We start from the raw sequence: 26621 nt of genomic DNA on the forward strand, positions 1-26621 counted from the left end.
TCTTTTTCCCATTATAAACCAATGGATACAGCAATGATAATAAATATGATGGATACTGCTATTAACAGAAGCATGAACTTGCCGATGAATTTTGCCCATACTCCCCAGTCAATTCGAGCTGCCCCCAGCGTACCGATTAGTGCAGCTGAAGTCGGAACGATGATGTTTGTCAGACCATCACCAAGCTGGAAGGCAAGGACAGCAACCTGGCGTGAAACTCCGGCGATATCGGCGAGCGGAGCCATTAATGGCATCGTCAATGCTGCCTGGCCCGATCCCGAAACGACGAAAAAGTTGAAAATAGACTGGAATAAGTACATAAACACCGCCGAAACCGATGCCGGCAGGTCACCAATCGCCTGGCCTGCACCATAGAGCATCGTGTTAAGCACGGACGGTGCATCAGGGCTGTCGCCGCCAAGGATGATGACAATCCCTTTCGCCATGCCGACGACTAAGGCAGCTGGCAATAAGTCCTTCGCTCCGTCAATGAACCCATCTGCAATATCATTCACTTTCATATTGTTCAGTTTGAAAACGACCCCAATGATTCCGGCAACAAGCCCGATGGTGAAGAACTGTGAAGCAATCTCCGGAATATAGTATGCATGCTCAATGACTCCCCAGACAATCCAGGCGATGCCAGCAGCAATTGTCAATATCACGAGGCTGTGCCCGAGAGTGAACTTCACATTCAAATCATGATTACTCATATCCTTGCGGAAATGGTCGTCGCTGCCGTATGACAGGGATTTCACCGGGTCCTTCTTGATGCTTGCTGCATAACGCCATGTGTAGACGATTCCCAGCAGTGTTAACACCGCCCACATCGCCATGCGGAATGGAGACTGTGACAAAACAGGCACACCAGAAATCCCCTGTGCGATTGCGACACCGAAAGGATTCATCCAAGATGTCGCGAATCCTATCTGCGTTGCCACATACGTGATCATCACTCCTGTAATGGCATCATATCCAAGTGCTACCATGAGAGGTACCAGGATCATCGCGAAGGCGATCGCTTCCTCCCCCATTCCAAAAACAGCTCCGCCAAGCGAGAATAAGAAGAACATGATCGGGATGATGAGGATTTCCCTGCCCTTTGTCTTATCTATGACATTCAGGATGCCTTCCTCGATTGCCCTCGTTCTCATGATGATGCCAAAAGCCCCGCCAATGATTAAAATAAAGGCGACAACTCCGACAGCAGAGCCCCATTTATCTCCAGAAACCAACCCTTCAAACACAAAGTTCAGGAAGCCTGCTTCTCCGCCTGCTTCAAACAAGTCAGTTCCTTTGTGGACAGGATTTCCCTGTTCATCTTTTACAATCTGAAAACTCTCAGGATCCAATACTGTCTTTGTTTTTTCTTCTCCATTGTCGCTATAAGTGATTTCTTTCGTTTCGAACTGGCCAACCGGCACGAAATACGTCACGATTGCTGCCAGAAGCACGACGAAAAACACTATGACAAATGTGTGCGGTACCTTCCATACTTTATTATCCAAACTTAAAACCCCCTTGAAATAATAAAAAAATGCTCATTATAAGTTTTTGCAATTTTCATGCCAATGTTTAAAAATCCCCTACACCTTTGAAAAATCACATATCCTTGCTGACAACTCAACTTAAATTGGTTCTATATGGTTGTTTAAATGATATAATGAATCCAAGACACAACCAAAAGGAACCAATTAAATGAAAAAACAAGTTATTCTTTTAGCCGGAACAAGAGAAACAAGATTGGCGCTACATGACCAACTAGAAAGCATACTAGGAAATTATGTATCAATCATGAGTCATTCTTCAGAGGAAGCATTGCCGGAAAGGATTTCTGAGAAAATTGTCATCTATTCATCCTATCTGATTGAGGAAGAAGTCAAGCATGTCATTGGTGAAGGCTGTGAGGTGATTATCGCGAACAGGACCATTAACCATCAATATATCGACAGGCTGTTCAGCCTCCCCGCCGGTACAAATGTCCTCTATGTGAATGACTTTCCTGAGAGCGTGAATGACTCCATTCACACCTTAAAAGCACTAGGTATCGATCACTTACATTACCATCCCTTTTTTCCAGGAATAAAATACCCCCAAACCATCGATATTGCCGTCACTCCCGGAGAAATGGAGCTGATTCCCGATTCAATCACAACTAAAATCAATCTCGGCGTCCGGCTGATCGATATCCATACGATCATGAAAATCGTTGACCGCCTCGACTTGCCTGAGGCCCTCGGGATTCAGGTTGCTGACAGGTATACGAGGAGGATCATTGAACTAAGCCAAAAACTGTCTTTCCTTAAAGAGGAAGCCGTTAAGTTGAATCAATACTTGAAACATGTTGTCGATGGTGTCAATGATGGCATTATGGCCCTGGATTCCACAGGCAGCATTACGGTCTTCAATGATGTTCTGGAAAAAATCACGGGCATCCCAAAGGAAAGGGCCCTGAACAGGAAGGTGAATGAAGTTTTCCATAATCCTGAACTGCTGCATTTCCTCCTAAAAGAAGCAGGTGAAGAGGTACCCTATCCATTCCTCGTACGAAAAACGAATGTCATGGTCCACCGGATGCCTATTCATCAGGAAAAGACGGTTGTGGCCACATTCAAGAATATGGATGAAACAATCGAAATGGAGAAAGCGGTCAGGTTAGAGTTACAGAAGAAGGGATATGTAGCGAAGCATACTTTTGAAAATATCCTTGGTAAAAGCAAAACCATCAAAGAGACGAAGAAGATTGCCCGCAAGCTGGCCAGGACCCACCTGCCAATCCTCATCCAGGGAGAAAGCGGGACAGGGAAAGAGCTTTTCGCAAGCGCCATCCATATGGTATCGAGCCGCAGGGACGCACCATACCTGGCGATCAACTGCAATGCACTGCCGGAAGACCTGCTGGAAAGCGAACTGTTCGGGTACGAAGAAGGCTCTTTTACAGGCGCAAGAAAAGGAGGCAAAAAAGGCGTATTCGAACAGGCGGATGGCGGCACCCTGTTTCTTGATGAAATTGGGGATATCAGCATGAAGCTTCAAGCGAGGCTTTTGCGTGTTCTGCAAGAACAAGAGATTCGGCGGATAGGCGGCACCAGGAACATCCCTGTCGATGTACGGATCATCGCAGCCACGAACAAGAACCTCAAGGAAATGATCGAGAAAGGTGAATTCCGTGAGGACCTCTATCACCGCTTGAAGGTTTTGTCACTCAGCCTGCCTCCTCTCCGGGAACGAAAGGAAGACATTCCATTATTGGTTCAGCATTTCATCTATGAAAGCCATAAGCCTAAGGCGCAAATCGAAAGAGATGCCATTTTAAGATTGACAGGATTGGAATGGAAGGGCAATATCCGCGAACTGAAAAATACTTTGCTCTACATGCTCGCTGTGTCCGAAGGCGACATCATCTCTATAGAAGACCTCCCTGTCGATCAGCAGAAAAAGAACACGACTGGCGAGACAGGACTCACCGGTTATAAGAAAGACGAAGAATACAAAACACTTCTTCAGTTCATAAAAGAATTGAACTCGGCTGGAAAAAGCGCTGGGAGGCCGCAGCTGAGCCTTATGATGTCGAACACGAGCAGCCCGCTTACTCAACAGCAAATTCGGCTGCGCTTAAAAGAACTCGAACAACAAGGCTTGGTCACCGTCCGCCGAGGCAGAAGCGGAACCATGATCACCCAGAAAGGAATGGAGGAATTGGAACAGCAGCATCACAACACTTTTAGCATATAATGAACAGCAAGGCGAAGGTGAGGAGACGGATATTATGTGTGTATCAAATAATGCAATTGAACTTCAGGCCTACCATTTTTTCAAAAAGATCCTGGATTGCCCCACATACAAAGTTGTGCGCGTCGATTTTGTCGGCGGCACTTTTATTGAAAGTGACCTGAAGACCTCCTTAAGAACCAAGATTCAAGAAGTTGAGAATATCCCATTGATCAAGGAGGTTATTTTACAAACAAAAGCTGGACAACAATTCACTGTGGAGCCCGATGAATTGGGCCTTCAATTTGCTAATGGAGACCTGAGTTACAGACAGTACCTTCTTGAAAAAAAACAAACGTCCCTGAAGATGCTTGGTTACACGTCCGGATTCATAGGTTTATTCACGGCCATGGCCTGGGCATTTTTCAGTTACTTCCTATAGGACCAGGCATTCTTTTTGTTGGATAGCATAAAGAAAAAAAACTATTCTTGACACCCCTTCATTATCACACTATAATTTCTAGTAATATATTTTAATAAGTTGAAGCGTTGAAGAGAGTCTATTAAGCCGGTCTCCCTGTTAATAGAGAATCAGTGGTTGGTGGAAACTGATACAAAGTCCTGGTGAATTTCGTTCTTGGAGCTTTTCCTTTTAAAAATAGCTGTTTTCGCATCGGTGAAAAGAGCATTAAAAAAGGAACGGTTTTGGCCGTTATCCAGTAACTTGAGCGGGAAGCAGCATGCTTCCAAATAGGGTGGTACCGCGTGTTCAGCCACGTCCCTATCCAGATTGATGGATAGAGGCGTGGCTTTTTATTTTGCCTGATCCTCTATCATCATCAGCTGAAATAGAGAGAAAAAGGGAGAATACACATGGAGAAAGAACAATGGTCATCGAAAATCGGGTTCATTCTGGCCGCAGCAGGGTCAGCAATTGGCATCGGAGCGATCTGGAAGCTGCCCTATGTAACGGGAGTAAGCGGCGGCGGAGCGTTTTTCCTGATGTTTATCTTATTTTCATTATTCATCGGGTTGCCATTATTGCTTGCGGAGTTTGTCATCGGCCGCAGCACTGGGAAGGAAGCGATCCGTGCCTACCTGGAAATCGCGCCGAAAAGCCAATGGTATTTGATTGGGATACTCGGTGTCGTCACCAGCTTCGTGCTGCTTAGCTTCTATAGCGTAGTCGGCGGCTGGATCAGCCTTTATTTCATAAAAGGACTGGCTGGCAAAGTGGTTGAAGATGGAACAAATTATGGGGACTTGTTCGGACAGACGATCAGCAGTCCATGGAGCGTGCTCGCTGCCCAGGCTGCCTTCTTATTGATTACGATTATTGTCGTCGCCAAAGGAATTCAATCCGGAATTGAAAAAGCAAGCAAAATCCTGATGCCGGCGTTGTTCCTGCTTTTCATCATCTTGATCATCCGCTCACTGACGCTGGAAAACGCGCTTCAAGGCGTGAAATTTTTCCTTGCGCCAGATTTTTCAAGCATCACGTCGGAAAGCATCCTGTTCGCGATGGGACAATCATTTTTCTCCCTGAGTGTCGGCGTATCGGTCATGGTCACCTATAGCTCATACCTGCCTAAGAAAGGCAGCATTGTACAGCCTGCACTGTCAGTTGTCGGGATGAACCTGTTTATTGCACTGCTTGCCGGGCTGGCAATCTTCCCTGCGGTTTTCTCACTCGGATTTGAACCAGCAGAAGGACCTGGATTGCTATTCGTCGTCCTTCCAGCTGTTTTTGAAAAAATGTTCCTAGGTGAACTTTTCCTGCTGCTGTTCTTGGCCTTATTCCTGTTCGCGACCCTCACTTCGGCATTTTCGATGCTGGAAATTGTCGTCGCCACCCTTGCGAAAGGCGACCCGAAGCAGCGCACCAGATTTGCCTGGATTGCCGGCGGCTTGATTTTCCTGCTTGGCATTCCTTCAGCCCTGTCATTCGGGACCTTGGCGGAAGCAACCATTTTCGAGAAAAACATCTTTGACACGGCCGACTTCCTTGTAAGCAACATCCTGATGCCACTAGGAGTCTTGTTGATTTCGATTTTCGTACCGCTGAAAATCAAAAAAGAAGTATTGCGGCAGGAGCTGCTAAAAGATTCAAAAGGAGGCAGTCTGCTTTTCAACCTTTGGTACAATGTGATGAGATTCATCGTGCCTGTGGTGATCATCATCGTATTCCTTGATTCATTAGGAGTATTAAAATAGGAAGCTGACAAAACGTCAGCTTCTTTTTTCATTTTGGATTTGGGTCTACCTCCATCTGAACACCTTGTGTTGTTCACGTTTTCTTCAAGCAGCCATTCAAACTAGCAGAAGTATAATTTTTCCCATTAAGGCAAAAGCTTTTGAGTAGATGACTGCACCGGAGGGATTTTTGATGTTCTTCAAGAAAAAGAAAGCCGAAGCCAGCACCAGCATGAATCAAAAAAACCTCGAAGACAAGGAATTAATCCCTGTAAATGGGGCTGAATTCACCCAAAAGATGAAGGAGCACTTTCATGATAGTGCGGATTTAAATGTTAAGGAACTCCCAAATGGATTTACTTTAATTTTTTTCGATACTTTAACAGATAAGAAGATGATGAATGAAGATGTACTCGCTCGTCTCGAGAATGCACAAGCTTCACCAAACGATGCGATCAAGCATATTACCGTTTCCAGCACTTCTAAACTGAAATATATCGAAGATGTGATTGATTCGATTTTACACGGAGCAGTAGCCGTCCATTCGCCAGGACACCCCGTCATCATCACCGCAATGGTGGGCACACAGGAAAACCGTTCATTGACCCGACCGGAGAATGAGTCACAGGTATTGGGATCTCAAATAGCCTTTAATGAGAGCATGGCAACGAATATTTCCCTTATCCGCAGGTATCTCACCAACCCCAATATTTGCAATGAAAGCTTTACTATAGGAAAGCAAACGAGGTCAGGAGTTTCGCTCCTTTATATGAAAGGAATTGCTGATGAAGAGATGGTTGACAGGATGCGAGAAAGAATCAAAAACATTCAAATTGACAGCATTCTTGATAGTTCGATCCTGGTTCAATTGATAGAGGATAATTCATTGGCCATTTTTCCGCAAATGCTGATGACAGAAAGGCCTGACCGTGCCTGTGCATGGCTGCTTAACGGAAAATTGGTTGTCCTTGTAGACGGAAGCGTACAGGTAATCGGTGCGCCGCATACTTTCATTGAATTTTTCCAAAGCATGGAAGATCAAAGTGTACGGTGGCAAATCGCTACTTTCCTTCGAGGATTAAGGATTTTTTCGATGGTTGTGTCCATTTTCTTCACGCCAATTTATGTAGCTTCATTGACGTTCCATTACGAAATCATCCCTCAGACCCTGCTCATCCCTCTGGGTGAATCAAGGTCCAAGGTTCCTTTCCCGCCTATAATCGAGGCATTACTGCTGGAAACGATGATTGAGCTCTTGAGGGAAGCTGGAGCCCGCTTGCCGACAAAAGTCGGCCAGACAATGGGTATCGTAGGTGGTATCGTTGTTGGTACAGCTGCCGTGGACGCTGGATTCACGAGTAATATTCTGATTATCATCATAGCCGTTAGTGCGCTTGCATCCTTTACGACTCCAAGTTATATGATGGGCAATGTCATCAGGGTATTACGATTCCCATTGATTATCCTTGCAGGATTTTGGGGCTTTTATGGCCTTATGGTCGGCTTCTGCTTCCTTCTGATCCACTTAATCAGGCAATCAAGCTTAGGCAGTCCATTTCTCGCACCATTTTATCCGCCCCGGCTTGCCGATTGGCGGGATAGCATCATCCGCATGCCAATAGGATGGACAAATACAAGACCAGCACAATCGAGGCCACAGGACAAACTGAAATACAATGCTCGCAAATCTGAGAAAAAGTAAAGTTGTGGTGTTACAGATGAAGGTGTTAATCGAGCCAAAACCTCATACAATGGTCAATACTTTCCTGCTGTTTTTTATTGTCCATTCCATGCAGATAGGTGTAGGCATTCAAGGCTACCAGCGAATCATCTATCTGGAAGCAAAGCATGACGCCTGGATCTCCGTTATCCTCGGCGGAATCGCCACTGCCATAGTCGGCTTTGTCATGGTGAAAACGATGGATGCCTATGAATCCTCAGACCTTTTTGGGATTCAATACGATGTAATGGGGAGATGGATTGGCAATTTCCTGAATTTCCTTTTCGTCCTGTACTTTCTTGGCGCCTTCCATATTATCGTCCGCAACTATATCGAAGTGATACAGGCATGGATTTTTCCAGAGGTACCTAACTGGCTTCTGGCCCTTACACTTGTCTACCTTGTGTACTACGGCCTGAACGGCGGGCTGCGGACAATTGTTGGCGTCAGTTTCTTCAGCGTGGTTTTATCTTTATGGCTGATCCTCATGCTCGCCTATCCATTTCAGTTTGCCAATTGGAATTATTTATTTCCGATACTGGAATCCAGCCTGACAGAAATCGCAATGGGAGCAAAACAAATGACCTTTACGGCAATCGGTTTTGAGATTATCCTGGTGATTTTTCCTTTTTTAAAAGAAAAGGAGAAGGTCCATAAACATATGCAGCTGGGCTTACTATTCACCACCGTTTTATATCTTGCGCTGATGGTCGTCTCCCTGGCTTATTTCAGCGGAGGCCAGCTGGAAAGGACGATATGGGGCACACTTTCACTTTTTAAAATCGTCCGATTTCCTTTTATTGAACGATTCGAGTATGTTGCGATCACCTTCTGGATCTTGCTGGTTCTCCCTAACCTCATGCTGTATTTGTGGGCAGCAACACGCGGAGTGTCAAGAATGCTGAATAAAAAGGAGAAGAAGGTCGGCTGGATACTGCTGGCCATTATCTATTTAACCCTGGTATATCCATTGAACAGGACCCAAATCAACATGATGAATGATTATTTTGCCAAAGGAGCATTTTATCTCATCTTTGGTTATCCATTTCTCCTTTATGCTGCTGTTTTAATCAAGAAGAAATTTTTAAGAAAAAAGGGTGGAGCCAATGCAGAAAACCATCACTAGACTTACAATTTTGCTGCTAGTGCCCATTTTGCTCATCGGTTGTGCTGATCCAAAGACACTTGAGCGAATGGGATTGATTACAACCATTGGTTATGACCTTACGGAGGATGGGAAAATCCTAACTACAATGGTGTTGCTCCAGATCGATCCCGAAGCTCCACAAAATTTTGCTGTCCTTACCACGAAAGCGGATACCACCAAAGGGGCAAGAATCAAGGCTGACCTGAAGAGCCCAAAAAAGTTGCAATCCGGCCAGCTGCGGGTTGCCCTTTTCAGTGATGAAATCGTCAAGAAAGGACTTGTCACTCTGGCTGACACCCTTGCAAGGGATCCTGCCATCAGTGATCTTACTTATTTAGCTGTTGTTGAAGGAAATGTGAATAAAATGCTAAATATGGAAAATAAGAAGTTTTCAGATATAAGCCAGCTGATTTATAAAGAATTGGACCAAAACATCAAAGGCGAAACCATTCCTTCAGCAACACTGCAGGAAGTCATGCATGATTACTATTCTGATGGTATCGATCCATCTATGCCGATCTTAAAAGTGAGCAATGGGGAAATTCAAATCACCGGCATGGCCTTGATTAAAAGAGACAAGATGGTCGGTAAAATCGGCATCGAAGATTCATTTTATTTAAAATTGATCAACGACCGCTATACTGCTGGTTCGATTGAAATGTCAATCAGCAATGAGGGAATAAAATATCTTCAGCAACCGGAAGGAACTGATAAGTTAGTCGTTGTTTTAGACACGATAAGAAGCAACAGCCATATCAATCTCATTAACAAAGAAAAGCTTGAATTTGATTTAAAAATAAAGCTGAACACAAGGCTAATGGAAATCAACCAGGCGGTGGACCTCAAGAATCCAGCCAATCTGAAGCAAATCGATAAAGAACTGAGCAAAAAAATGGAAGATGATTTAGGAAAATTCATCGCAAAAACAAGAGAACTCGGTACAGACCCCTTCGGCTTTGGAGAAATTTATCGTAAAAGCGTCAGAGATTCAAACATGACGGCCGAGAAATGGCACGAGATGTATCCCGAAAGCAAAGTCAATGTGAAGATTGATTTGGAGATTGTTAGGACCGGGGTAGTGGAGTAGAATATTCAGGCAAAGCAAAAGCGGGAGGCCTTTAATAGGTCTCCCGCTTTACACGACTTCACTGTCCCACTTCTTTTCATCCTGTACAAAAAGGATGCCTAATTCGTGATGGTCGCCTTCATACAACGCTCTTTGCACGAAGCGAATCTGCCCGTTCGTATCGAGGACTTCCAGCTTGCAATGCGCCCTATTCCGAGACAAAACCTCGTAAAATGATTGTTCATCATGAACATTCGTGCCATTGACCTTTGTGACAAGCTCGCCTACACCAAGAGCCATTTTATCGGCAGGAGATTCTGGCAGGATACCGAGAATCATCACACCATGGTTCTTTTTCGAAAAATAGAACGGCCTGCCCTCTTCTTGCATTCGCTGGGTCAAAGTCAGGGCTTCTCGCCCGATGATGGCGAGCGACACAGCAGCCACGGAAGCGATTGGATACCAGTAACCCGCTGCCGCTATCAGTGTAATCAGGATTCCGAGGCCTGTTACACGGCTGCCCAGCTGTTGGACCGCTTCTTTAGGCAGCATCCCCTGGACTTGCTGATGCATACCGATCGCAAACGGCACAAGAATCAATGAATATGTATTGTCTCCAAGGGCGAACACTGGCCACCACTCGAATGGCAGCGTCAGCACACTGCCCGGCACAAGCATGAATGCCGGAACCACCCACAGGCGTTTAACCTCATGAACACCAACCGTTTGGCCGCGCTTGCTCTTCTTCAATTTAGGTGAAGTCCCCTTTTTCCCATTTCGTAAAATAAGGAACCCTTCGCCAATCGTCAATAATGCTAATAAAATTGCAATCGATGGATAGATTTTTTCATCAAGGGTTGAGAATAAGTCGCCTGCTAATGGAAGGTCGATTTCCTTTCCTGATAGGAAGATTAATGCGAAAAACGCCGCTCCGATCGTATAGGCAGGTGTAAGCAGCCTGACTTTTGTTAGCAGACTCAACAGGAGTGTTGCTGTGGCAACCAAAACAATGGCCGCAAATGGAATTGCAATTCCCGCCGCTATGACAATGATGGAGATAACGAGACCCACCAGCAATCCCAACGAAACCAGCTGCCTGAGTTCAAAATAAGCATCCTGCGCCCGCACCGTGAAGTTCTTCCGTTCCCGCCTCACACGCGAAACACCAAGGACCGCCGCTATAATAAAAGAATAATAGAACACAGGGTGAAGCAGAAGCCTGCCCGTCCCTTTCAAAAGTTCAATGAACCAATCCTGTGCCACCCCTATGTCACCAGCCTTCAAAAATTACATGATATTAAGCTTATTCTATCAAATCTAGGTGGCAAAACCTATCAATAGTTGAGGAATATTGATGGGATTTTTTTCTTGTGGATCTATTGCGGGTGATTTTGCTGTAGATTCAGGTTCTGTTGGTGTAGATTCGGTCTAATTCGCTTATTTGAGTGCATTGATTTCACGAAAACTCATCAGATTAGGGTGTTATTTGGGTTTAAAGATGCACTGGAAAAATTTTTCTGTTCGTTCAACCCGATAATTGCACGCTCATCATTAATAATTGCACAGAGACGACTGATAATTGCGCGTTCACTAACCGTAATTGCGGCTTCACCTTCATTAATTGCACCTTCATCCAAAATAAGGAAAAGCTGCACCCGATATAATCTCGAGTACAGCTTCTTTTGCTCATTTCGCCAGCAGCCTCAATGCGGTCTGCAGCTGTAAGTCGTTTTCTTCTTGTTTCATCGCTTCTCTCGCTGCATCCTCGAGTGAGGTGGCTGTTTTTGCATCAATGACACCTGTTACGGTCATGTCATTTTTCCGCTGGAATGCTTTGACGGCCATTTCGGTCATGCCGCTGTAGTAGCCATCAGTACGGCCCGGCTCAAATCCGAGACCAGCGAGGATTTCCTGGGCGTTTTTGACCTGCTCGTTATTCATATCGAGCTTGAGCGGCTTTTCAGCCTGGATGGGATGGGTATCATACAGTGCCGGCTGATTGACCTCGACAGTTGGCTCGATGCCTTTTTTATGGATCCAATTGCCATCCGGCGTCAGCCATTTGAACAGCGTCAGCTTGATATTGCTGCCATCCCCCATCGGCACAGCCTGCTGGACTGTCCCTTTGCCGAAGGTCTTTTCGCCAATGACTGGATAGCCGCCTGCTTCCTTCAATGCCCCAGCCAGAATTTCCGATGCAGATGCACTGCCATCGTCTGTTAACACCGCAACACGATATTGTTTCGCTTTTTCCAGATTGGAGAAATAACGAGTCTTATCCCCGCTGCGTTCCTCGATTTGGTAAAGTGGTTTCGTTTTAGGAATAAGCTCACGCAGAATTTCTTCGACACTGGAGAGCAGCCCCCCAGGATTGCCGCGCACATCGATCAGCAGCGCATCCATTCCTTCTTTTTCAAAGGCCTTAAGTTCCTTATTGAATTCCTTGGATGTATCCTCCGAAAAAGAGGTAATCTCCATATAGCCAATCTTCTCGCCATTCACCTTTTTCATGTCGGCATGGACGGTAATCTGCGGGATTTCGTCGCGAATCACTTTCACCTGAAGCGGATCTTTCAAGCCTTTACGCTCAATTTCCAGCATAACAGGAGTCCCTTTTTTACCACGAATCTTCAACGTCGCTTCATATAAATCCAATCCCTCTATACTCTCGCCATCGACCTTTAAAATTTGATCATTCGGCTTCAGCCCCGCCTTCTCTGCGGGTGAATTTTTAAAAGGAGAAACGATCACAATTTTTCCATCGACCGTACTGACCTCTGCACCAATCCCTTCAAAAGACGACTCCAGCGTCTCGTTGAATTGTTTGGCCGTCTCCTTGTCCATATAGACAGAATAAGGATCCTCCAGCTTTGAAAGCATGCCCTGGATTGCGCCTTCTATCAGCTCATCTTCTTCCACCTTTTCAACGTAACTGTTAAAAATTAAACTGTATGCCTGCTCGACTTTTTCGAGACTGCTAGCATCGCCAGCATGTGCACCCACCTGATTTTTCAGAGGCACGATTTGGCGTTCCAGAACCCCCGCCTTGCTTTCATACCATTGCATGCCGGCGTATGTACTCCCCGCTCCAGTCAGCAGCGAGCCCGCCATCAAAATGGGAATCCACTTACGTTCCATTGCCAAACTCCTCCCCGTTTACCGCATCAACTGCTCCTCTGCCGTAAAAATTTCTATGATTCCCATTATATGACGAAGAGGGACAGGGTATGAAGGATTAATTTTGGAGGCATGGACACTCTGGTTATATTTTACAAGTTTCTGAGAGTTTTAATCGGGAAAAAGAAAAAGGAAGAGACGTGGGTCTCTTCCTTAGTGCATTACCAGTATGCAGCTGGATTAACAGCGTTTGATTTAGACGCATTCCAAGAGCCTTTATGAAGCTCGAAGTGCAAGTGCTGGCCGTATGATTGTCCTGTGTTACCCATTGTTCCTATACGCTGACCTCTTGATACTACTTGCCCATTGCTTACTTGACGATTGCTCATATGTGCATATACAGTCGTCCATGTTTGTCCATTGATTGAGTGCGCGACAAATATAGCATTTCCATAGCTGGAAGAGTAATAAGAACGAATGACAACTCCGTCTGCCGCTGCATAAATAGGTACATTAGCTCCTCGGTTGGCAATATCGACTCCCGCATGGAAAGTACCCCAGCGCTGGCCAATTCCAGAAGTGACGCGACCGCTTGCCGGCATGATAATCATCCCGCCTGAAGACGGTGGTTCTGATACAACTGGTTCTGGATCTGGAGTTGAACTGCTTCCTCCACTGCTCTTAGCTGCCGCTGCTGCTGCTGCTTTCCTTTGTCTTTCAAGTTCTGCTTGTCTTGCTTTTTCAGCTTGACGCTTTTTCTCCAACTCAATAGCCTGAACCATTGCAGCTTCCTGTTCTTTTAGAAGCTTTGCTTCTTCTTCCATCTCCATTGCTTCCGCATGCATCTGCTCTTCTTCATGCTTAAGAGTGCTCATAAGCTCATTCTTTTGCTTGATTTGTGCATTCAGCTTAACCGTCAAAGCCTCAAGATCTTTTTTCATTTCTTTAAGGTTATTAAGCTTGGTTTCTACTTCTTGTTGCTTCGTTTCAAGTTCTTCTTTATCCCTTGCATGCTGTTCAAGAATGCCCTTGTCAGCTTGTACAATTGTCGTGACAGCGCTCACCCGGTCAATGAAGTCACTGAAGCTATTTGCTCCGAGCAATACGTCAATATAGTTTACTGTACTTCCATTTTCCTGAAGGGAGCGTGCCTTGTCCTTTAACAGTTCATTACGTTGATCAATACGCTTTACCAATTCAGCAATTTCGCCCTTTAGTAGCTCAATTTCTTCAGTTGTCTGCGCAATTTCAGCATTCTTTGCTGCGATTTTCTCTTCGGCATCATTAACGGCAAAATCAAGCTTCTTGATTTGGTCATTCAGTGCCTGCTGCTCGTTCTGCAGCTCGCCGATTTGAGACTTTTTCTCATTTATTTCAGCATTAATTCCAGAACGTTGATTTTTCAGTTCATTTTTCTGTTTTTGCATTTCCGAAATGCTTGCTGCTGTTGCTTGGTTTATTGATAATGGGCTAAGCAAAGAACCCAGGCTTAAAGTACTGACTACTGCTAGTGAGAGTATCTGCTTTTTCACTAGATCTGTTCCCCTCTCTTACTCATGATAGTTTCGTAACTTTGTCTTTCTATCTATCGTCTATTGGCTATGTAGTGTTAAGGAAGAACTGCAATCTTCCTTACACTTTCAAGAATTTACGGACGGACATGAGACTTCCCCAGATTCCAATTGCTGCTCCCATTATGATCAGGATTGCTGATAACTGGTAAACAAACGGATTAAATTCAAGAAGTTTGATAAAATGGTCTTTCAACTTATCGTTAATAAAGTCGTAAGCATAATAATAGGCTGCGGAAACTACTCCGATCGGCACCACTGCCCCAAGGATTCCAAGCCAGAGGCCTTCAAGGAAAAATGGCCATCTGATGAAACCGTTCGTAGCACCTACAAGTCTCATAATCTCAATTTCCCGTCTGCGTGCCATGATCGTGATTTTTATTGTATTAGAGATTAAGAACATGGCGGTGAAAAGCAATCCGACAATCAAGACGAGCCCGACATTACGGCTTACTTTTATAAAACTGAATAATTTTTCAACCTTGCCTTGTCCATACTTTACAGAAGTGACAAAATTAAATTTCTCAATTTGCTTGGCAACTCTCATTGTGTCAGTAGGATTTTTCGTCTTTACGACGAACACATCGTTCAAAGGATTGTCTTGCTCAAACAATTGAAAGGCTTCCCCTTCATCTCCCAGGCTTTCTATCAAGTTCTTAAGCTCCTGTTCCTTGGAAGAATAGGTCACACTTTTGATCCTGGAAACCTGGTTTATTTGCTGCTCCAATACCTCTTTATCTTTGTCGTTCGCAGCTACATCCACATGGACTCGGATTTCTACATCCTCCTCGATTGTGGTTGCAACTTTATTTAAATTCATCATAATGACGAAAAAGACACCGACCAAAAGCAAGGTAACTGTAACGGCGCTTACGGATGCGAATGTCATCCAGCCGTTTCGGCCCAAGCTTTTAAAGCTCTCACGAACGTGGCGGCGGAATGTTCTAGCTTTCATATCCGTATTCACCTTTCATTTCGTCACGGGCAATTCTGCCGTTCTCGATCGCGATGACGCGATGCTTGATTGTGTTGACGATTTCTTTGTTATGGGTGGCCATGACGATTGTGGTTCCCCTCATATTGATTTCTTCAAATATGTTCATGATTTCCCATGAAGTATCCGGATCAAGGTTACCAGTTGGCTCATCAGCAATCACCACTTTTGGTGCGTTCACGATTGAACGAGCGATGGCAACACGTTGCTGCTCCCCGCCTGACAGCTCAGTAGGAAGTGCTCTTGCTTTGTGTTTCAGCCCTACCAGTTCCAGGGTTTCCATGACTCGCTTTTTGATATATTGAGGCGATTCCTCGATAACTTCCATTGCAAAAGCAACATTTTCATAGACTGAAAGAGTGTTCAGCAATTTGAAGTCCTGGAACACTACGCCAATATTTCGACGCAGCAATGGTACTTTGCTGTCCTTTAGCTTTGCCAGATTAACACCATTTATAATGATTGAACCTTGAGAAGGTTTTACTTCACGGTACATCATTTTGATAAAAGTAGATTTTCCAGCGCCGCTAGGCCCTACTACGTATAAAAATTCACCTGCATCTATATGAACATTAATCCCATTAGCAGCTACGATGCCATTGGAATAGGTCTTATACACATCTTGCATATCTATCATTTTTGTATCACCTTAGATAGTTTGTCTTAAAACACATGGCTAAACTTCGACAATTTGTAACAAACCTATTATAGCATCTCAATCTATCAAAAAAACCCTTTTATATATTACAGTTTCTTTTCAAATGCAAATTTTTATTCCACTAATTTCCTTAAGAGGGTATTCTATCAAGATATTCGAATGTGTGATAACATTCCAAGCTAGCTATTTACCAAGGAAAATCCTGATATTATCTTGTTTTTCATTTAGTAGAATTTTTAGTTTTATTACTGTGGTGTAACAAGAGTTTGACATAACTTGTATGTACAAATTGTGAAGCTTGCTGAATTGCTAAATAATTTGGCGATTTTACAGAAATGCATAAAGACAGCAATTCTACTGAAGTTATATTGGAAAAAAAGGGACAAAAAAACGCCCTGAGATTCAGGGCGTTTCCTTATAAGTATTATTTTTTGTTTGCCAGCCATTCAGCTACTGCTGATGCATCGTCGCCTTCAAGCAGTTTCGGAGGCATTGAACCCTGGCCGTTCGCAATTACACTTTCAATTTCATCTTGAGATAAACGAGAACCCACATCACTTAATTTCGGTCCTACGCCGCCTTCAAGATTGCCGCCATGGCAACTTGAACATTTCTGGTTAAAAAGCTTTTCCGGATCCGCACCAGCTGTGTCTCCGCCGCCAGCTTCATCGCCGCCGCCACCGCAAGCTGCCAGTGCCAAGGAGGTTCCCATTAATAGAGCTAATAATTTCTTCTTCAACTTAACTCCCCCTAAGAAAATTTTGCATACACGACTATTTTATACCAATATCAAGCTCTTTTAAAACCCTCGCCCAATACCTCTGAAGCATCCATGACAATGACAAATGCAGCAGGGTCAATGGATTGGACCAATTGTTTCAATTTTGTGAACTCCGTTTGATCCACAACACACATGATAATTGGCCGTTCTTGGTCGGTATAGCCGCCGTATGCTGATAGTTTTGTCACTCCGCGGTCTATTTTATTCAAAATGGCTTCACGAACTTCATCCTGGCGGTTCGTAATGACCATTGCCATCTTTGAGCGCCCGATACCGACCTGCACAAGGTCGATGGTTTTACTAGTGACATATAGCCCAATCAAAGCGTAAAGACCGCGTTCAATATCGAATACAATCGCTGCAGATAATACAATCAGTCCATCAATGAGCGCCACACAGGTGCCAAGTGAGAGCCCCGTATACTTATGGATGATCTGCGCAGCCAAATCGGTTCCACCAGTCGATGCATTTCCTCTGAAAACAATGCCAAGGCCCAGACCGACACCAATACCGCCGAACAACGATCCGAGCAAAGGATCAAGAGTCCATGGCTTCACATCATTAGTCAGGAAGACTATAAATGGAAGAAAAATGGTCCCTGCAAGAGTTTTATACCCATATTGACGCCCCAGTAAAACAACCCCTGCGATGAACAAAGGTATATTAAATGCCCACTGCACATATGCAGGTTCCCAGCCGAGCGTTGCATCCAAAATCGTACTGATCCCACTGACCCCGCCAGAAGCAACCCGGTTTGGCAGCAAGAACACATTGAACGAGATGGCCACAATCCCAGAACCTATCAACACATACACATATTCAATCAGCTTTTCTAAAGTTGGATTTATCGTATGATTTCGCCGTTTTTTCACAGTCCTATCCCCTTTTTCCTTTAATGCCGTCAGTGAGTATAGCACGTGTCGAATTTCCTGTAAACGCTAGCAGTGCGCCGTGTTAAAGGGTAAAAGTTGATCTGATGTAAAAAAGGAATATTATCTCACTTATACAACTAGTTACTATAAAACCTAGCCTATATTATAGAAACAATTGATTTCGTTCATTTTGCAAGCAAAATTTTATAAAGGTTTTTTAAGTATGACAAATTATGAACAGTTTTTGACGCTTTACCAAATACCCTTACCCCTAGTCGTACTTTGTGATATATTTCACGTATAAGGAGGCGATCACATGATTAGTCTTTCCTGTAGAAAAGAAATATATATTTTTTTTAATATCTCGCATGCTCACCATTACACAAAATCCGTGCCTATCATCTGGCCAGACTGGATAGTTACGGATTTTCACAAAGGAGCCTGCACTAAACACTAAATCGAAACGATATAAATTTTTAAGAAAGAGGGTAATGAATATGGCTAAAAAAGTGGTAATCGTAGGTGGAGTTGCTGGCGGAGCTACAACAGCTGCTCGTTTAAGAAGATTGGATGAACAAACTGAAATCGTGATGGTCGAGCGCGGTGAATACATTTCTTTTGCAAACTGCGGCCTTCCTTATTATATTGGCGGTGCAATTCAGGAACGCGACGCATTGCTTGTGCAGACGGTTGAAGGCATGTCTAAGAAATTCAACATGGATATCCGCAACCTTAGCGAAGTCACACGCATTGACCGTGAACGCAAAGTGGTGGAGATCAAGAACCTGAAAACTGGCGAAACTTATGAGGAAAGCTATGATGTGCTTGTTTTATCACCAGGAGCAAGCCCGATCAAGCCTCCGATTCCTGGCATTAATGAAGCTGAAGCATTGTTCACGCTTCGCAACATTCCTGATACTGATAAAATCAAAGCTTATGTTGATGAGCAACAGCCTAAGAAAGCGACTGTTATCGGCGGTGGCTTCATCGGCGTCGAAATGGCCGAAAACCTTTGGGAACGCGGTGTAGAAGTGACACTGGTCGAGATGGCTGACCAGATCATGGCGCCAATCGACTTCGAGATGGCTTCTATTTTACATCAGCATCTCCGCGAAAAAGGTGTGAACCTGGTTCTTGAAGATGGTGTTAAATCTTTTGAGAAGAACGGCAAGCTGATCAACCTGAATAGCGGCAAGCAAATCGACACTGACATGGTCATCCTTGCCATTGGTGTGGCTCCTGAAAATAAATTAGTTAAGGAAGCTGGGCTTGAGCTTGGCCTTCGCGGTGCCATCCATGTCAACGAGCGCCTGCAGACAGCTGACGAAAGCATCTACGCCATCGGCGATGCAATTGAAGTGAAAGACTATATCAACGAACAGGCGACCCATATTCCGCTTGCATGGCCGGCCAACCGCCAGGGACGCATCGTCGCTGACCATATCAACGGCATCGATTCCAAGTACCAGGGTACGCTTGGCACATCGATTGCGAAAGTGTTCGACATGACCGTTGCAGCAACCGGAAATAATGAAAAAACATTGAAACGCCTTGGCATCTCTTACGATGTCGTGCACGTTCACCCAAGCTCACACGCTGGCTATTATCCAGGCGCATTCCCAATTGCACTAAAGTTGATCTTTGACCGCGAAACAGGAAAAATCTTCGGTGCACAGGCTGTATCTTATGATGGTGCGGACAAGCGCATCGACGTTCTGGCAACTGCGATTAAAGGCGGCATGACAATTTTTGACCTGCCAGACCTTGAACTGGCATATGCACCACCTTACTCTTCTGCAAAAGACCCAGTAAACATGGCTGGTTATGCAGCTAAAAATATCGCGGAAGGTCTCGTGGAAACTGTTCAATGGCATGAAATCAACGACATTTTGGCTGATGGTGGCTACCTGATCGACGTCCGTGAGCCAATCGAGCGCGATATGGGCATGATTGAGGGCTCTGTAAACATCCCGCTTGGTGAGCTTCGCGATCGTCTTGATGAATTACCGACAAAAGAAGTGTATGTCTACTGCCAGGTGGGCCTTCGCGGTTACCTAGCTTCTCGTATCCTGATTCAGGCTGGCTTTAAGGTTCGCAATCTGGACGGTGGATACAAGACTTACTCTTGTGTGTTCGAGCCAGATGCGAGTGAGAACTGCGGTACACCCATCAGTGACAATGGCGTGGCACAGAGAAATGCTGCGATGGAAGAGATTGCTGCAGGTGCTGCCCAGTCTAGTGTGGGATTGGCAGTTGAGGCGGCTCCTGTTGCTCAGGCACCTACCGCTCCTGCTTCTGCTGCTTCTGCCGTAGAAGCTGCCCCACCGACTGTGAAGACTACGCTTGACGCTTGCGGCCTGTCTTGCCCTGGTCCGATCATGAAGGTGTATAAAACAATCGGTGACATGCAAGACGGCGAGGTGATGGAAGTCCACGCAACAGATCCTGGCTTCGCGAAAGACATCAAAGCATGGTGTGAGAAGACAGGCAACAAGCTGATCAGCAACAAATTTAAGGATAAGAAGTTCAAAGCACAGATCATGAAAGGCAATGTGGTCGTGCCTATGAACACAATGGCAGCTCCAGTTGAGGCTCCAACTGCTGCTCCGGCTAAAAATGGTGCGACGATGGTCGTGTTCAGCGGTGACCTCGACAAGGCCATCGCAACCTTCATCATCGCATCCGGTGCCGCGGCGATGGGTAAAGAAGTAACTTTGTTCTTCACCTTCTGGGGACTGAACATCTTAAAGCGCAGTGACGCACCTGCCACCGAGAAAGACATGATGGCGAAGATGTTCAGCATGATGATGCCTAAGGGCGCTAACGACCTGCCGCTATCCAAAATGAACATGGGCGGCATGGGTTCCAAGATGATCAAGACCGTCATGTCCAATAAAAACGTCGACAGCCTTGATACCCTGATGAAAAATGCCATGGACGCCGGCGTCAAGCTAGTAGCCTGCGGCATGAGCATGGACATCATGGGCATCGCAAAAGAAGAACTCATCGAAGGAGTCGAAATCGGCGGCGTAGCAGCTTACCTCGGTGATGCAGAGGATTCTGGGTTGAATTTGTTTATCTAATATGTGGGAGCAGCCTTCTTAGGAGGGCTGCTTTCTTGTTTTTCCTTATTTAGGAAGACGGTGCAATTATCTCGATTAATGGTGCAATTAATTAGGAGGACCGTGCAATTATTTCAAAACACGGTGCAATTACCTTAAACAACGGTGCAATTATCTCATTTTACTAACAGAATAATTTTTCCAGTAGCAAAGTTGACTCCAATAAACAGCTATTTCACTAGTAAGTTTACTTTTTGGACCTTGTTTCTACCTTCGCCCTGCACAAAAACGAATTGCGTACTGCTCTTTGTAGGTTTTCAAGAGTTTTTTAGAGGAAACATCGAGATACTAATTAAAAGTTACCTTATTTACTCCCTATCAGTTTCGTACTAGCCTACTAGTTCTTTCCCTTTACTGAATCAGTCATCTCTCCGGGTGCCTGGGGGTGTTGTAAATAGGTAATTGAGAACTTGAATTGTAGGGAAAATTTTATAAAAAAAACTAAACGAGGAAAAACATCTCACTCTTTAACAGGGTTTTTACCGATATATGTCGAATATACACTCATCAACCTAAAGGAGTGACAATTTTTGATAGTGAAACGCAGAACGACCCCAAGGAGAATCCTCGTTAATGAAGCACTGCTGCGCAGACTTCCTCCAAACCATCCAAAGAGGCCAGATATTCTTAAAGATTTGCTGATTAAAAAAGCGGGATTCAAAGGCGAACAGGATATGGATTATTACCTCAGCCTCTTGAACGAAAACGATTTTACCATCCTCCAGGATCTCCGCATTCCACTTGGCACTAACTACTTCCAAATTGATTTCCTTCTTTTATCAACCAAATTTGCCCTGCTGATCGAAAATAAGAATATGCCTGGAATAATAGAGTTTGATCCTGCCTTCAAACAAGTTTTCCGAACGTATAATGACAATACGGAGGTATACGACTGCCCGGTTGACCAGGTAAAAAGACAAGTCTATCAATTCAGGAACTGGCTGAAGAAAAACAATAGCAACTCTCTTCCTCTAGAATTCCTCGTCACCTACAGCAATCATGGCTCCATCCTTCAAAATCCCAGTAAAAACCAAGAGGTTTATAATCGAGTTTGCAAAGGAGGACAATTGGTCTTTAAAGTAGACGAGTTTCAAAATCGTCATCAAGGAGAAGTTCTTTCTAGCAAGGATGTAAAAAAGTTATCAAAACTTCTGATGAAAAACCACGAGCCAGAGAAAGCTGATATTAGCAAGTATAATCTATCCCCGTCTGACATCATCCCCGGTATTCAATGTCCAACGTGCGAGCAATTTCATATGGAGAGAATCTCAAGGAAATGGTACTGTTCGAATTGTGGAACTTCTTCAACTTATGCTCATGAACAGGCTATTCTTGATTATTTTTTACTGATTGGGCCGACGATGACAAATAAGCAATTGAGAGGTTTCTTACGCCTGCCGTCACGGAGTACTTCGACAATCTTGTTGAGGAATATGAGCCTACAGCATACAGGTAGTACGAAAAATAGAGTATATTATCAAGCATGATTATAACCTCCTCTTCCCTTTGGGCGAGGAGGTTTTTCCATTATTAGGATGAAGGTGCAATCCAGGCAGTTAAGCGTGCAATAATAAGGGATGAACGTGCAATTACACTAATTGACGATGCAATTAGCTTAGCTCACCGCGCAATTATGGCGTTTGACCGTGCAATTAACTCATAATCAAACAAACTAGCAGCCCATTAAGCACAAAAATCCCCCGCCAACCCGGCGGGGGACTCTTAAAACTCATATGGAGTTCGGTTTACTCACTCAAACTCAACTTAGATCGCAAATAAGCATCAATAAACATATCGATATCCCCATCCATGACGCCTTGCACATTGCCGGATTCGGCACCGGTGCGGTGATCCTTGACCATGGAGTACGGGTGGAATACATAAGAACGAATTTGGCTGCCCCATCCTATTTCTTTTTGCTCACCGCGGATTTCGTCCAGCTCGGCTTGCTGCTGTTCGATTTCGCGCTGATAAAGCTTTGCTTTCAGCATCTTCATTGACGTTTCACGGTTCTTAATCTGTGAGCGTTCAGCCTGTGATGATACAACGACACCTGTCGGCAAGTGGGTGATACGAACGGCGGAGTCAGTCGTGTTAATGTGCTGACCGCCGGCGCCGCTTGCACGGTACGTATCGATTTTCAGGTCTTCCGTACGGATTTCGATCTCGATTTCGTTATTGAACTCCGGCATAACTTCGCAAGATACGAATGAAGTATGACGGCGTCCTGAAGAATCGAACGGTGATATACGTACGAGACGGTGTACGCCTTTTTCTGCCTTCAAATAGCCGTATGCATTGTGGCCGTTAATCTTTAAAGTGACACTCTTGATTCCTGCTTCGTCTCCTGGCAGGTAATCCAGCGTCTCAACCTTGAAGCCGCGTTTTTCAGCCCAGCGAGTGTACATGCGCAACAGCATAGAGCCCCAGTCCTGGGATTCCGTTCCGCCAGCGCCTGGGTGCAATTCAAGAATGGCATTATTTTTATCATGTTCTTCACTCAACAATAGTTGAAGCTCGAACTCACTCATGCGCTCTTTGAACTCAACAAGCTCCTTCTCCAAGTCCTCACGAAGATCCGCGTCGTCTTCCTCTTTTACAAGCTCATAAGTCAAATCAAGATTTTCGTAAGTCTCGTTCAGCTCGTTAAAAACATTCACCTGTTCTTTAAGCGCATTGGCTTCATTGATGACAACCTGTGCCTTCTGCTGGTCATCCCAGAAGTCTGGTGCAAGCATGCCATCTTCTAGCTCTGCGATCCGCGCTTCTTTATTTTCGAGGTCAAAGAGACCCCCTGAAGTCCGCTAATTTCTTAGCTGTTTTCTCAAGCTCATTCCTGATATCTGCTAATTCCATATCATTCACCTCATAAATTAGTTACTTTCCATTATACCGTATTGTATGTTCCAAGGAAAAAGAGAGCCGAAATCCGGCCCTCTTGATTGAAAAATTATTCTGCGCTAGAACTTACTCTGCTTTGCCACAGCAGTTCTTGTATTTCTTGCCGCTGCCACAGATACATGGGTCATTACGGCCGACATCCATTGATTTGACGACAGGCTTTTTCTTCACTTTGCCGCCTTCGTCTTCCTTCGGATTCACCGCATGGCCTTTTGCTACTTCCTGGCGCTCAAGGTTGCTGCGGATTTCAGCTTTCATGATATATTTCGCAACGTCGTCTTCAATGGAAAGGACCATGTTTTCGAACATTGCGAAGCCTTCATGCTGGTATTCGCGCAGTGGATCGATCTGGCCGTACGCACGCAGGTGGATACCCTGGCGCAGCTGGTCCATCTGGTCGATATGGTCCATCCACTTTGAGTCAACCGAACGAAGCACGATAACTTTTTCAAATTCGCGCATTTGCTCGTCTGTCAACATTTCTTCTTTTTCATTATAGCGTTCTTTAACCTTCGCCATGATGGCTTCAATGATTTCATCCTGCTCTTTGCCGCGAAGAACTTCTGCAGTGATGTCGCCTTCGTGTAGCAGGTTACCGTTCACGTAGTCGATGATGCTGTTCAGATCCCATTTTTCCATATCCTCGCCTGCCGGAGTATGGGCAGAGACGTTGCGCTCCAATGCAGATCTAATCATTCTTTCTACGATTTCACGGAGGTTTTCAGATTCAAGAACCTCATCGCGCTGCTTGTAGATGATTTCGCGCTGCTGGCGAAGAACATCATCGTACTGAAGCAACTGCTTACGTGCATCGAAGTTGTTGCCCTCAACACGTTTTTGCGCGGATTCAACGGCTCTTGAAACCATTTTGCTTTGGATCGGCTGGGTATCATCCATACCAAGGCGCTCCATCATTGTTTTCATATTGTCAGAACCGAAGCGGCGCATCAGTTCATCTTCCATGGAAAGATAGAACTGCGTCACACCTGGGTCCCCCTGACGTCCGGAACGTCCGCGTAGCTGGTTGTCGATACGACGGCTCTCGTGACGCTCCGTACCAATAACAGCAAGACCGCCAATCTCTTTTACGCCTTCGCCAAGCTTGATGTCCGTACCACGGCCTGCCATGTTTGTCGCAATCGTAACCGAGCCCTGATGACCGGCTTCAGCAATGATTTCCGCTTCACGCTCATGGTTTTTCGCGTTCAATACATTATGCTTAATTCCCTTTTTCGTTAAAAACGCAGAAATGATTTCCGACGTTTCAATCGCAACCGTACCAACAAGAACTGGCTGGCCAGCCTGGTGACGCTCGGCGATGTCATCGGCCACTGCCTTAAACTTGCCTTGCATTGATGCGTAAATTAAATCCGGACGGTCGTCACGGGCGATTGGACGGTTCGTCGGAATGACGACAACGTTCATATTGTAAATATTGCGGAATTCCTCTTCCTCTGTCTTCGCCGTACCCGTCATACCAGACAGTTTTTCATACATACGGAAGTAGTTCTGGAATGTAATTGTCGCAAGCGTCATGCTTTCGTTCTGGATCTCAAGGCCCTCTTTTGCCTCGATTGCCTGGTGCAAGCCTTCGCTGTAACGGCGGCCCTTCATTAGACGGCCAGTGAACTGGTCAACGATGACGATTTCGCCGTCCTGGACGACATAATCCACATCCTTGTGCATGCTCGCCTGGGCTTTCATCGCCTGGTTGATATGGTGAAGCAATGTCACATGCTTGATGTCAAAAAGGTTCTCGATGCCAAAAGCCTTCTCGGACTTCGTAATCCCTTCCTCCGTCAACTGGACACCCTTCGTTTTTTCATCATATGTGTAGTCCTCTTCACGCTTTAGCGTGCGAACGAATGCATTCGCCTGAATGTACAACGCCGCAGACTTTTGCGCAGAGCCGGAAATGATCAATGGCGTACGCGCTTCATCGATCAAGATGGAGTCAACTTCATCGATTACACAGAAGTGCAATGGACGCTGAACCTTCTGATCACTGTAAAGCACCATGTTATCGCGCAAATAATCGAAGCCGAACTCATTGTTCGTACCATAAGTGATATCAGCACGGTACGCTTCCTGCTTCTCTTCCTTCGTCATGCTGTTCAGGTTCAATCCGACTGTCAGGCCAAGGAACTCATACAGCTTGCCCATCTCAACAGCGTCACGGCTTGCAAGATATTCGTTGACCGTGATAACGTGCACGCCACGTCCAGTGATCGCGTTCAGATAAACCGGCATTGTCGCTGTAAGGGTTTTACCTTCACCAGTCTTCATCTCGGAGATATTTCCCTCGTGAAGAGCGATACCACCCATCAGTTGAACTTTATAAGGGTAAAGGCCCAGGACACGCTTGGCACCTTCACGTACGACAGCAAAAGCTTCAATCAGCAAGTCATCAGTAGATGCGCCGTTCTGGTAACGGTTCTTGAATTCCTCCGTCTTTTCCCTAAGCTGGTCATCAGACAGCTTTTCCATATCGCCTGCAAGCGCATCGATTTGGTCTGCCATTTTCGTCAATTTCTTGATATCGCGTTTATTCTGGTCGAAAATTTTCGTTAAAATCCCCATACAGACGCTCCTTTTATCTATTGAATCTAGTTGATTTCGATTGTTAAAAATTGTCCCAAAGAAAAAAGATTCGCTGTAAACGCACCGAATCCCTTTTAGAAAAATTCGATTTATTTCTTCTTACTATTCTACCACTTACAAATGGGGGTGACAACCAATCGAAAAAGGTGAAAAGTCCCACTGTCGGC

At 45.0% G+C, this 26621-nt stretch carries 18 protein-coding genes and 1 other annotated feature; of the genes, 8 read left to right on the forward strand and 10 right to left on the reverse strand.

Going from position 1 to position 26621, the window contains the following annotated elements:
• Window positions 1–11: 11 nt before the first annotated feature.
• Window positions 12–1508, reverse strand: coding sequence for a putative basic amino acid antiporter YfcC (gene yfcC / locus LGO15_RS21660; protein ID WP_226085884.1), 1497 nt, complete (start codon window positions 1506–1508; stop codon window positions 12–14).
• A 190-nt stretch (window positions 1509–1698) separates the two neighbouring features.
• On the opposite strand from yfcC, the gene LGO15_RS21665 reads away from it, so the two are divergent.
• From LGO15_RS21665 to LGO15_RS21690, 6 genes are all read left to right on the forward strand, one after another.
• Entirely contained in the window at window positions 1699–3735 is a 2037-nt protein-coding gene (locus LGO15_RS21665; protein WP_226085885.1) for a sigma 54-interacting transcriptional regulator, read from the forward strand.
• A gap of 34 nt (window positions 3736–3769) precedes the next feature.
• Window positions 3770–4153: a hypothetical protein gene (locus LGO15_RS21670; RefSeq protein ID WP_226085886.1), complete on the forward strand. Its 384-nt coding sequence runs from the start codon at window positions 3770–3772 to the stop codon at window positions 4151–4153.
• Window positions 4154–4251: 98 nt separating this feature from the next.
• Window positions 4252–4497 (forward strand) — a binding site (T-box leader).
• Window positions 4498–4584: 87 nt separating this feature from the next.
• A complete protein-coding gene (locus LGO15_RS21675) occupies window positions 4585–5925 on the forward strand; it encodes a sodium-dependent transporter (RefSeq protein ID WP_226085887.1) in 1341 nt (446 codons plus the stop codon).
• A 172-nt stretch (window positions 5926–6097) separates the two neighbouring features.
• The gene (locus LGO15_RS21680) at window positions 6098–7606 is read left to right on the forward strand and encodes a spore germination protein (RefSeq protein WP_226085888.1); all 1509 of its coding nucleotides are present in this window, start codon (window positions 6098–6100) and stop codon (window positions 7604–7606) included.
• 16 nt (window positions 7607–7622) lie between these two features.
• Window positions 7623–8750, forward strand: coding sequence for a GerAB/ArcD/ProY family transporter (locus LGO15_RS21685; protein ID WP_226085889.1), 1128 nt, complete (start codon window positions 7623–7625; stop codon window positions 8748–8750).
• A complete protein-coding gene (locus tag LGO15_RS21690) occupies window positions 8731–9858 on the forward strand; it encodes a Ger(x)C family spore germination protein (RefSeq protein ID WP_226085890.1) in 1128 nt (375 codons plus the stop codon). Before LGO15_RS21685 ends, LGO15_RS21690 begins: the two co-directional genes overlap by 20 nt.
• 48 nt (window positions 9859–9906) lie before the next feature.
• On the opposite strand, the gene LGO15_RS21695 is transcribed toward LGO15_RS21690, so the two are convergent.
• The 7 genes from LGO15_RS21695 to LGO15_RS21725 form a co-directional block, all read right to left on the reverse strand.
• Complete coding sequence (locus tag LGO15_RS21695) at window positions 9907–11100, reverse strand: PDZ domain-containing protein (protein WP_226085891.1); 1194 nt, start codon at window positions 11098–11100, stop codon at window positions 9907–9909.
• A 423-nt stretch (window positions 11101–11523) separates the two neighbouring features.
• On the reverse strand, window positions 11524–12975 hold the full coding sequence (locus LGO15_RS21700; RefSeq protein WP_226085892.1) for a S41 family peptidase: 1452 nt from the start codon (window positions 12973–12975) through the stop codon (window positions 11524–11526).
• Window positions 12976–13175: 200 nt separating this feature from the next.
• Window positions 13176–14486: a murein hydrolase activator EnvC family protein gene (locus LGO15_RS21705; protein WP_167833189.1), complete on the reverse strand. Its 1311-nt coding sequence runs from the start codon at window positions 14484–14486 to the stop codon at window positions 13176–13178.
• Between the two features lie 100 nt (window positions 14487–14586).
• Window positions 14587–15480 carry a permease-like cell division protein FtsX gene (gene ftsX / locus LGO15_RS21710; RefSeq protein WP_167833190.1) on the reverse strand — a complete coding sequence of 298 codons (894 nt, stop codon included), beginning with the start codon at window positions 15478–15480 and terminating at the stop codon, window positions 14587–14589.
• Window positions 15470–16156, reverse strand: coding sequence for a cell division ATP-binding protein FtsE (ftsE, locus tag LGO15_RS21715; RefSeq protein ID WP_226085893.1), 687 nt, complete (start codon window positions 16154–16156; stop codon window positions 15470–15472). Before ftsE ends, ftsX begins: the two co-directional genes overlap by 11 nt.
• A gap of 445 nt (window positions 16157–16601) precedes the next feature.
• Window positions 16602–16916, reverse strand: a complete 315-nt coding sequence (cccB, locus tag LGO15_RS21720) for a cytochrome c551 (protein ID WP_167833192.1) — start codon at window positions 16914–16916, stop codon at window positions 16602–16604.
• Window positions 16917–16966: 50 nt separating this feature from the next.
• Entirely contained in the window at window positions 16967–17830 is an 864-nt protein-coding gene (locus tag LGO15_RS21725) for a YitT family protein (protein WP_226085894.1), read from the reverse strand.
• 497 nt (window positions 17831–18327) lie between these two features.
• On the opposite strand from LGO15_RS21725, the gene LGO15_RS21730 reads away from it, so the two are divergent.
• Both LGO15_RS21730 and LGO15_RS21735 read left to right on the forward strand, forming a co-directional pair.
• Complete coding sequence (locus tag LGO15_RS21730) at window positions 18328–20913, forward strand: CoA-disulfide reductase (RefSeq protein ID WP_226085895.1); 2586 nt, start codon at window positions 18328–18330, stop codon at window positions 20911–20913.
• A gap of 575 nt (window positions 20914–21488) precedes the next feature.
• Entirely contained in the window at window positions 21489–22439 is a 951-nt protein-coding gene (locus tag LGO15_RS21735; RefSeq protein WP_226087957.1) for a nuclease-related domain-containing protein, read from the forward strand.
• 258 nt (window positions 22440–22697) lie between these two features.
• On the opposite strand, the gene prfB is transcribed toward LGO15_RS21735, so the two are convergent.
• Together prfB and secA are read right to left on the reverse strand one after the other, a co-directional pair.
• Window positions 22698–23808, reverse strand: a protein-coding gene (prfB, locus tag LGO15_RS21740; RefSeq protein WP_167833196.1) for a peptide chain release factor 2 whose coding sequence is annotated in 2 segments (ribosomal slippage) — window positions 22698–23735 and window positions 23737–23808 — 1110 coding nt in all. Because the reading frame shifts where the segments join, the coding sequence is not laid out codon by codon here.
• Window positions 23809–23919: 111 nt separating this feature from the next.
• Window positions 23920–26433: a preprotein translocase subunit SecA gene (secA, locus tag LGO15_RS21745; RefSeq protein ID WP_226085896.1), complete on the reverse strand. Its 2514-nt coding sequence runs from the start codon at window positions 26431–26433 to the stop codon at window positions 23920–23922.
• Window positions 26434–26621: the final 188 nt, after the last annotated feature.

It is taken from the genome of Mesobacillus sp. S13 (assembly GCF_020422885.1).
GTDB lineage: Bacteria > Bacillota > Bacilli > Bacillales > Cytobacillaceae > Mesobacillus > Mesobacillus selenatarsenatis_A.

Bases quoted from the DNA above. Each gene is read 5' to 3' on its own strand.
- LGO15_RS21680 (WP_226085888.1), top strand. From the start codon at position 6,098: ATGTTCTTCAAGAAAAAGAAAGCCGAAGCCAGCACCAGCATGAATCAA.
- LGO15_RS21700 (WP_226085892.1), bottom strand. From the start codon at position 12,975: ATGGAACGTAAGTGGATTCCCATTTTGATGGCGGGCTCGCTGCTGACT.
- LGO15_RS21690 (WP_226085890.1), top strand. From the start codon at position 8,731: ATGCAGAAAACCATCACTAGACTTACAATTTTGCTGCTAGTGCCCATT.
- LGO15_RS21675 (WP_226085887.1), top strand. From the start codon at position 4,585: ATGGAGAAAGAACAATGGTCATCGAAAATCGGGTTCATTCTGGCCGCA.
- secA (WP_226085896.1), bottom strand. From the start codon at position 26,433: ATGGGGATTTTAACGAAAATTTTCGACCAGAATAAACGCGATATCAAG.
- ftsE (WP_226085893.1), bottom strand. From the start codon at position 16,156: ATGATAGATATGCAAGATGTGTATAAGACCTATTCCAATGGCATCGTA.
- LGO15_RS21670 (WP_226085886.1), top strand. From the start codon at position 3,770: ATGTGTGTATCAAATAATGCAATTGAACTTCAGGCCTACCATTTTTTC.
- LGO15_RS21665 (WP_226085885.1), top strand. From the start codon at position 1,699: ATGAAAAAACAAGTTATTCTTTTAGCCGGAACAAGAGAAACAAGATTG.
- LGO15_RS21685 (WP_226085889.1), top strand. From the start codon at position 7,623: ATGAAGGTGTTAATCGAGCCAAAACCTCATACAATGGTCAATACTTTC.
- ftsX (WP_167833190.1), bottom strand. From the start codon at position 15,480: ATGAAAGCTAGAACATTCCGCCGCCACGTTCGTGAGAGCTTTAAAAGC.
- LGO15_RS21730 (WP_226085895.1), top strand. From the start codon at position 18,328: ATGGCTAAAAAAGTGGTAATCGTAGGTGGAGTTGCTGGCGGAGCTACA.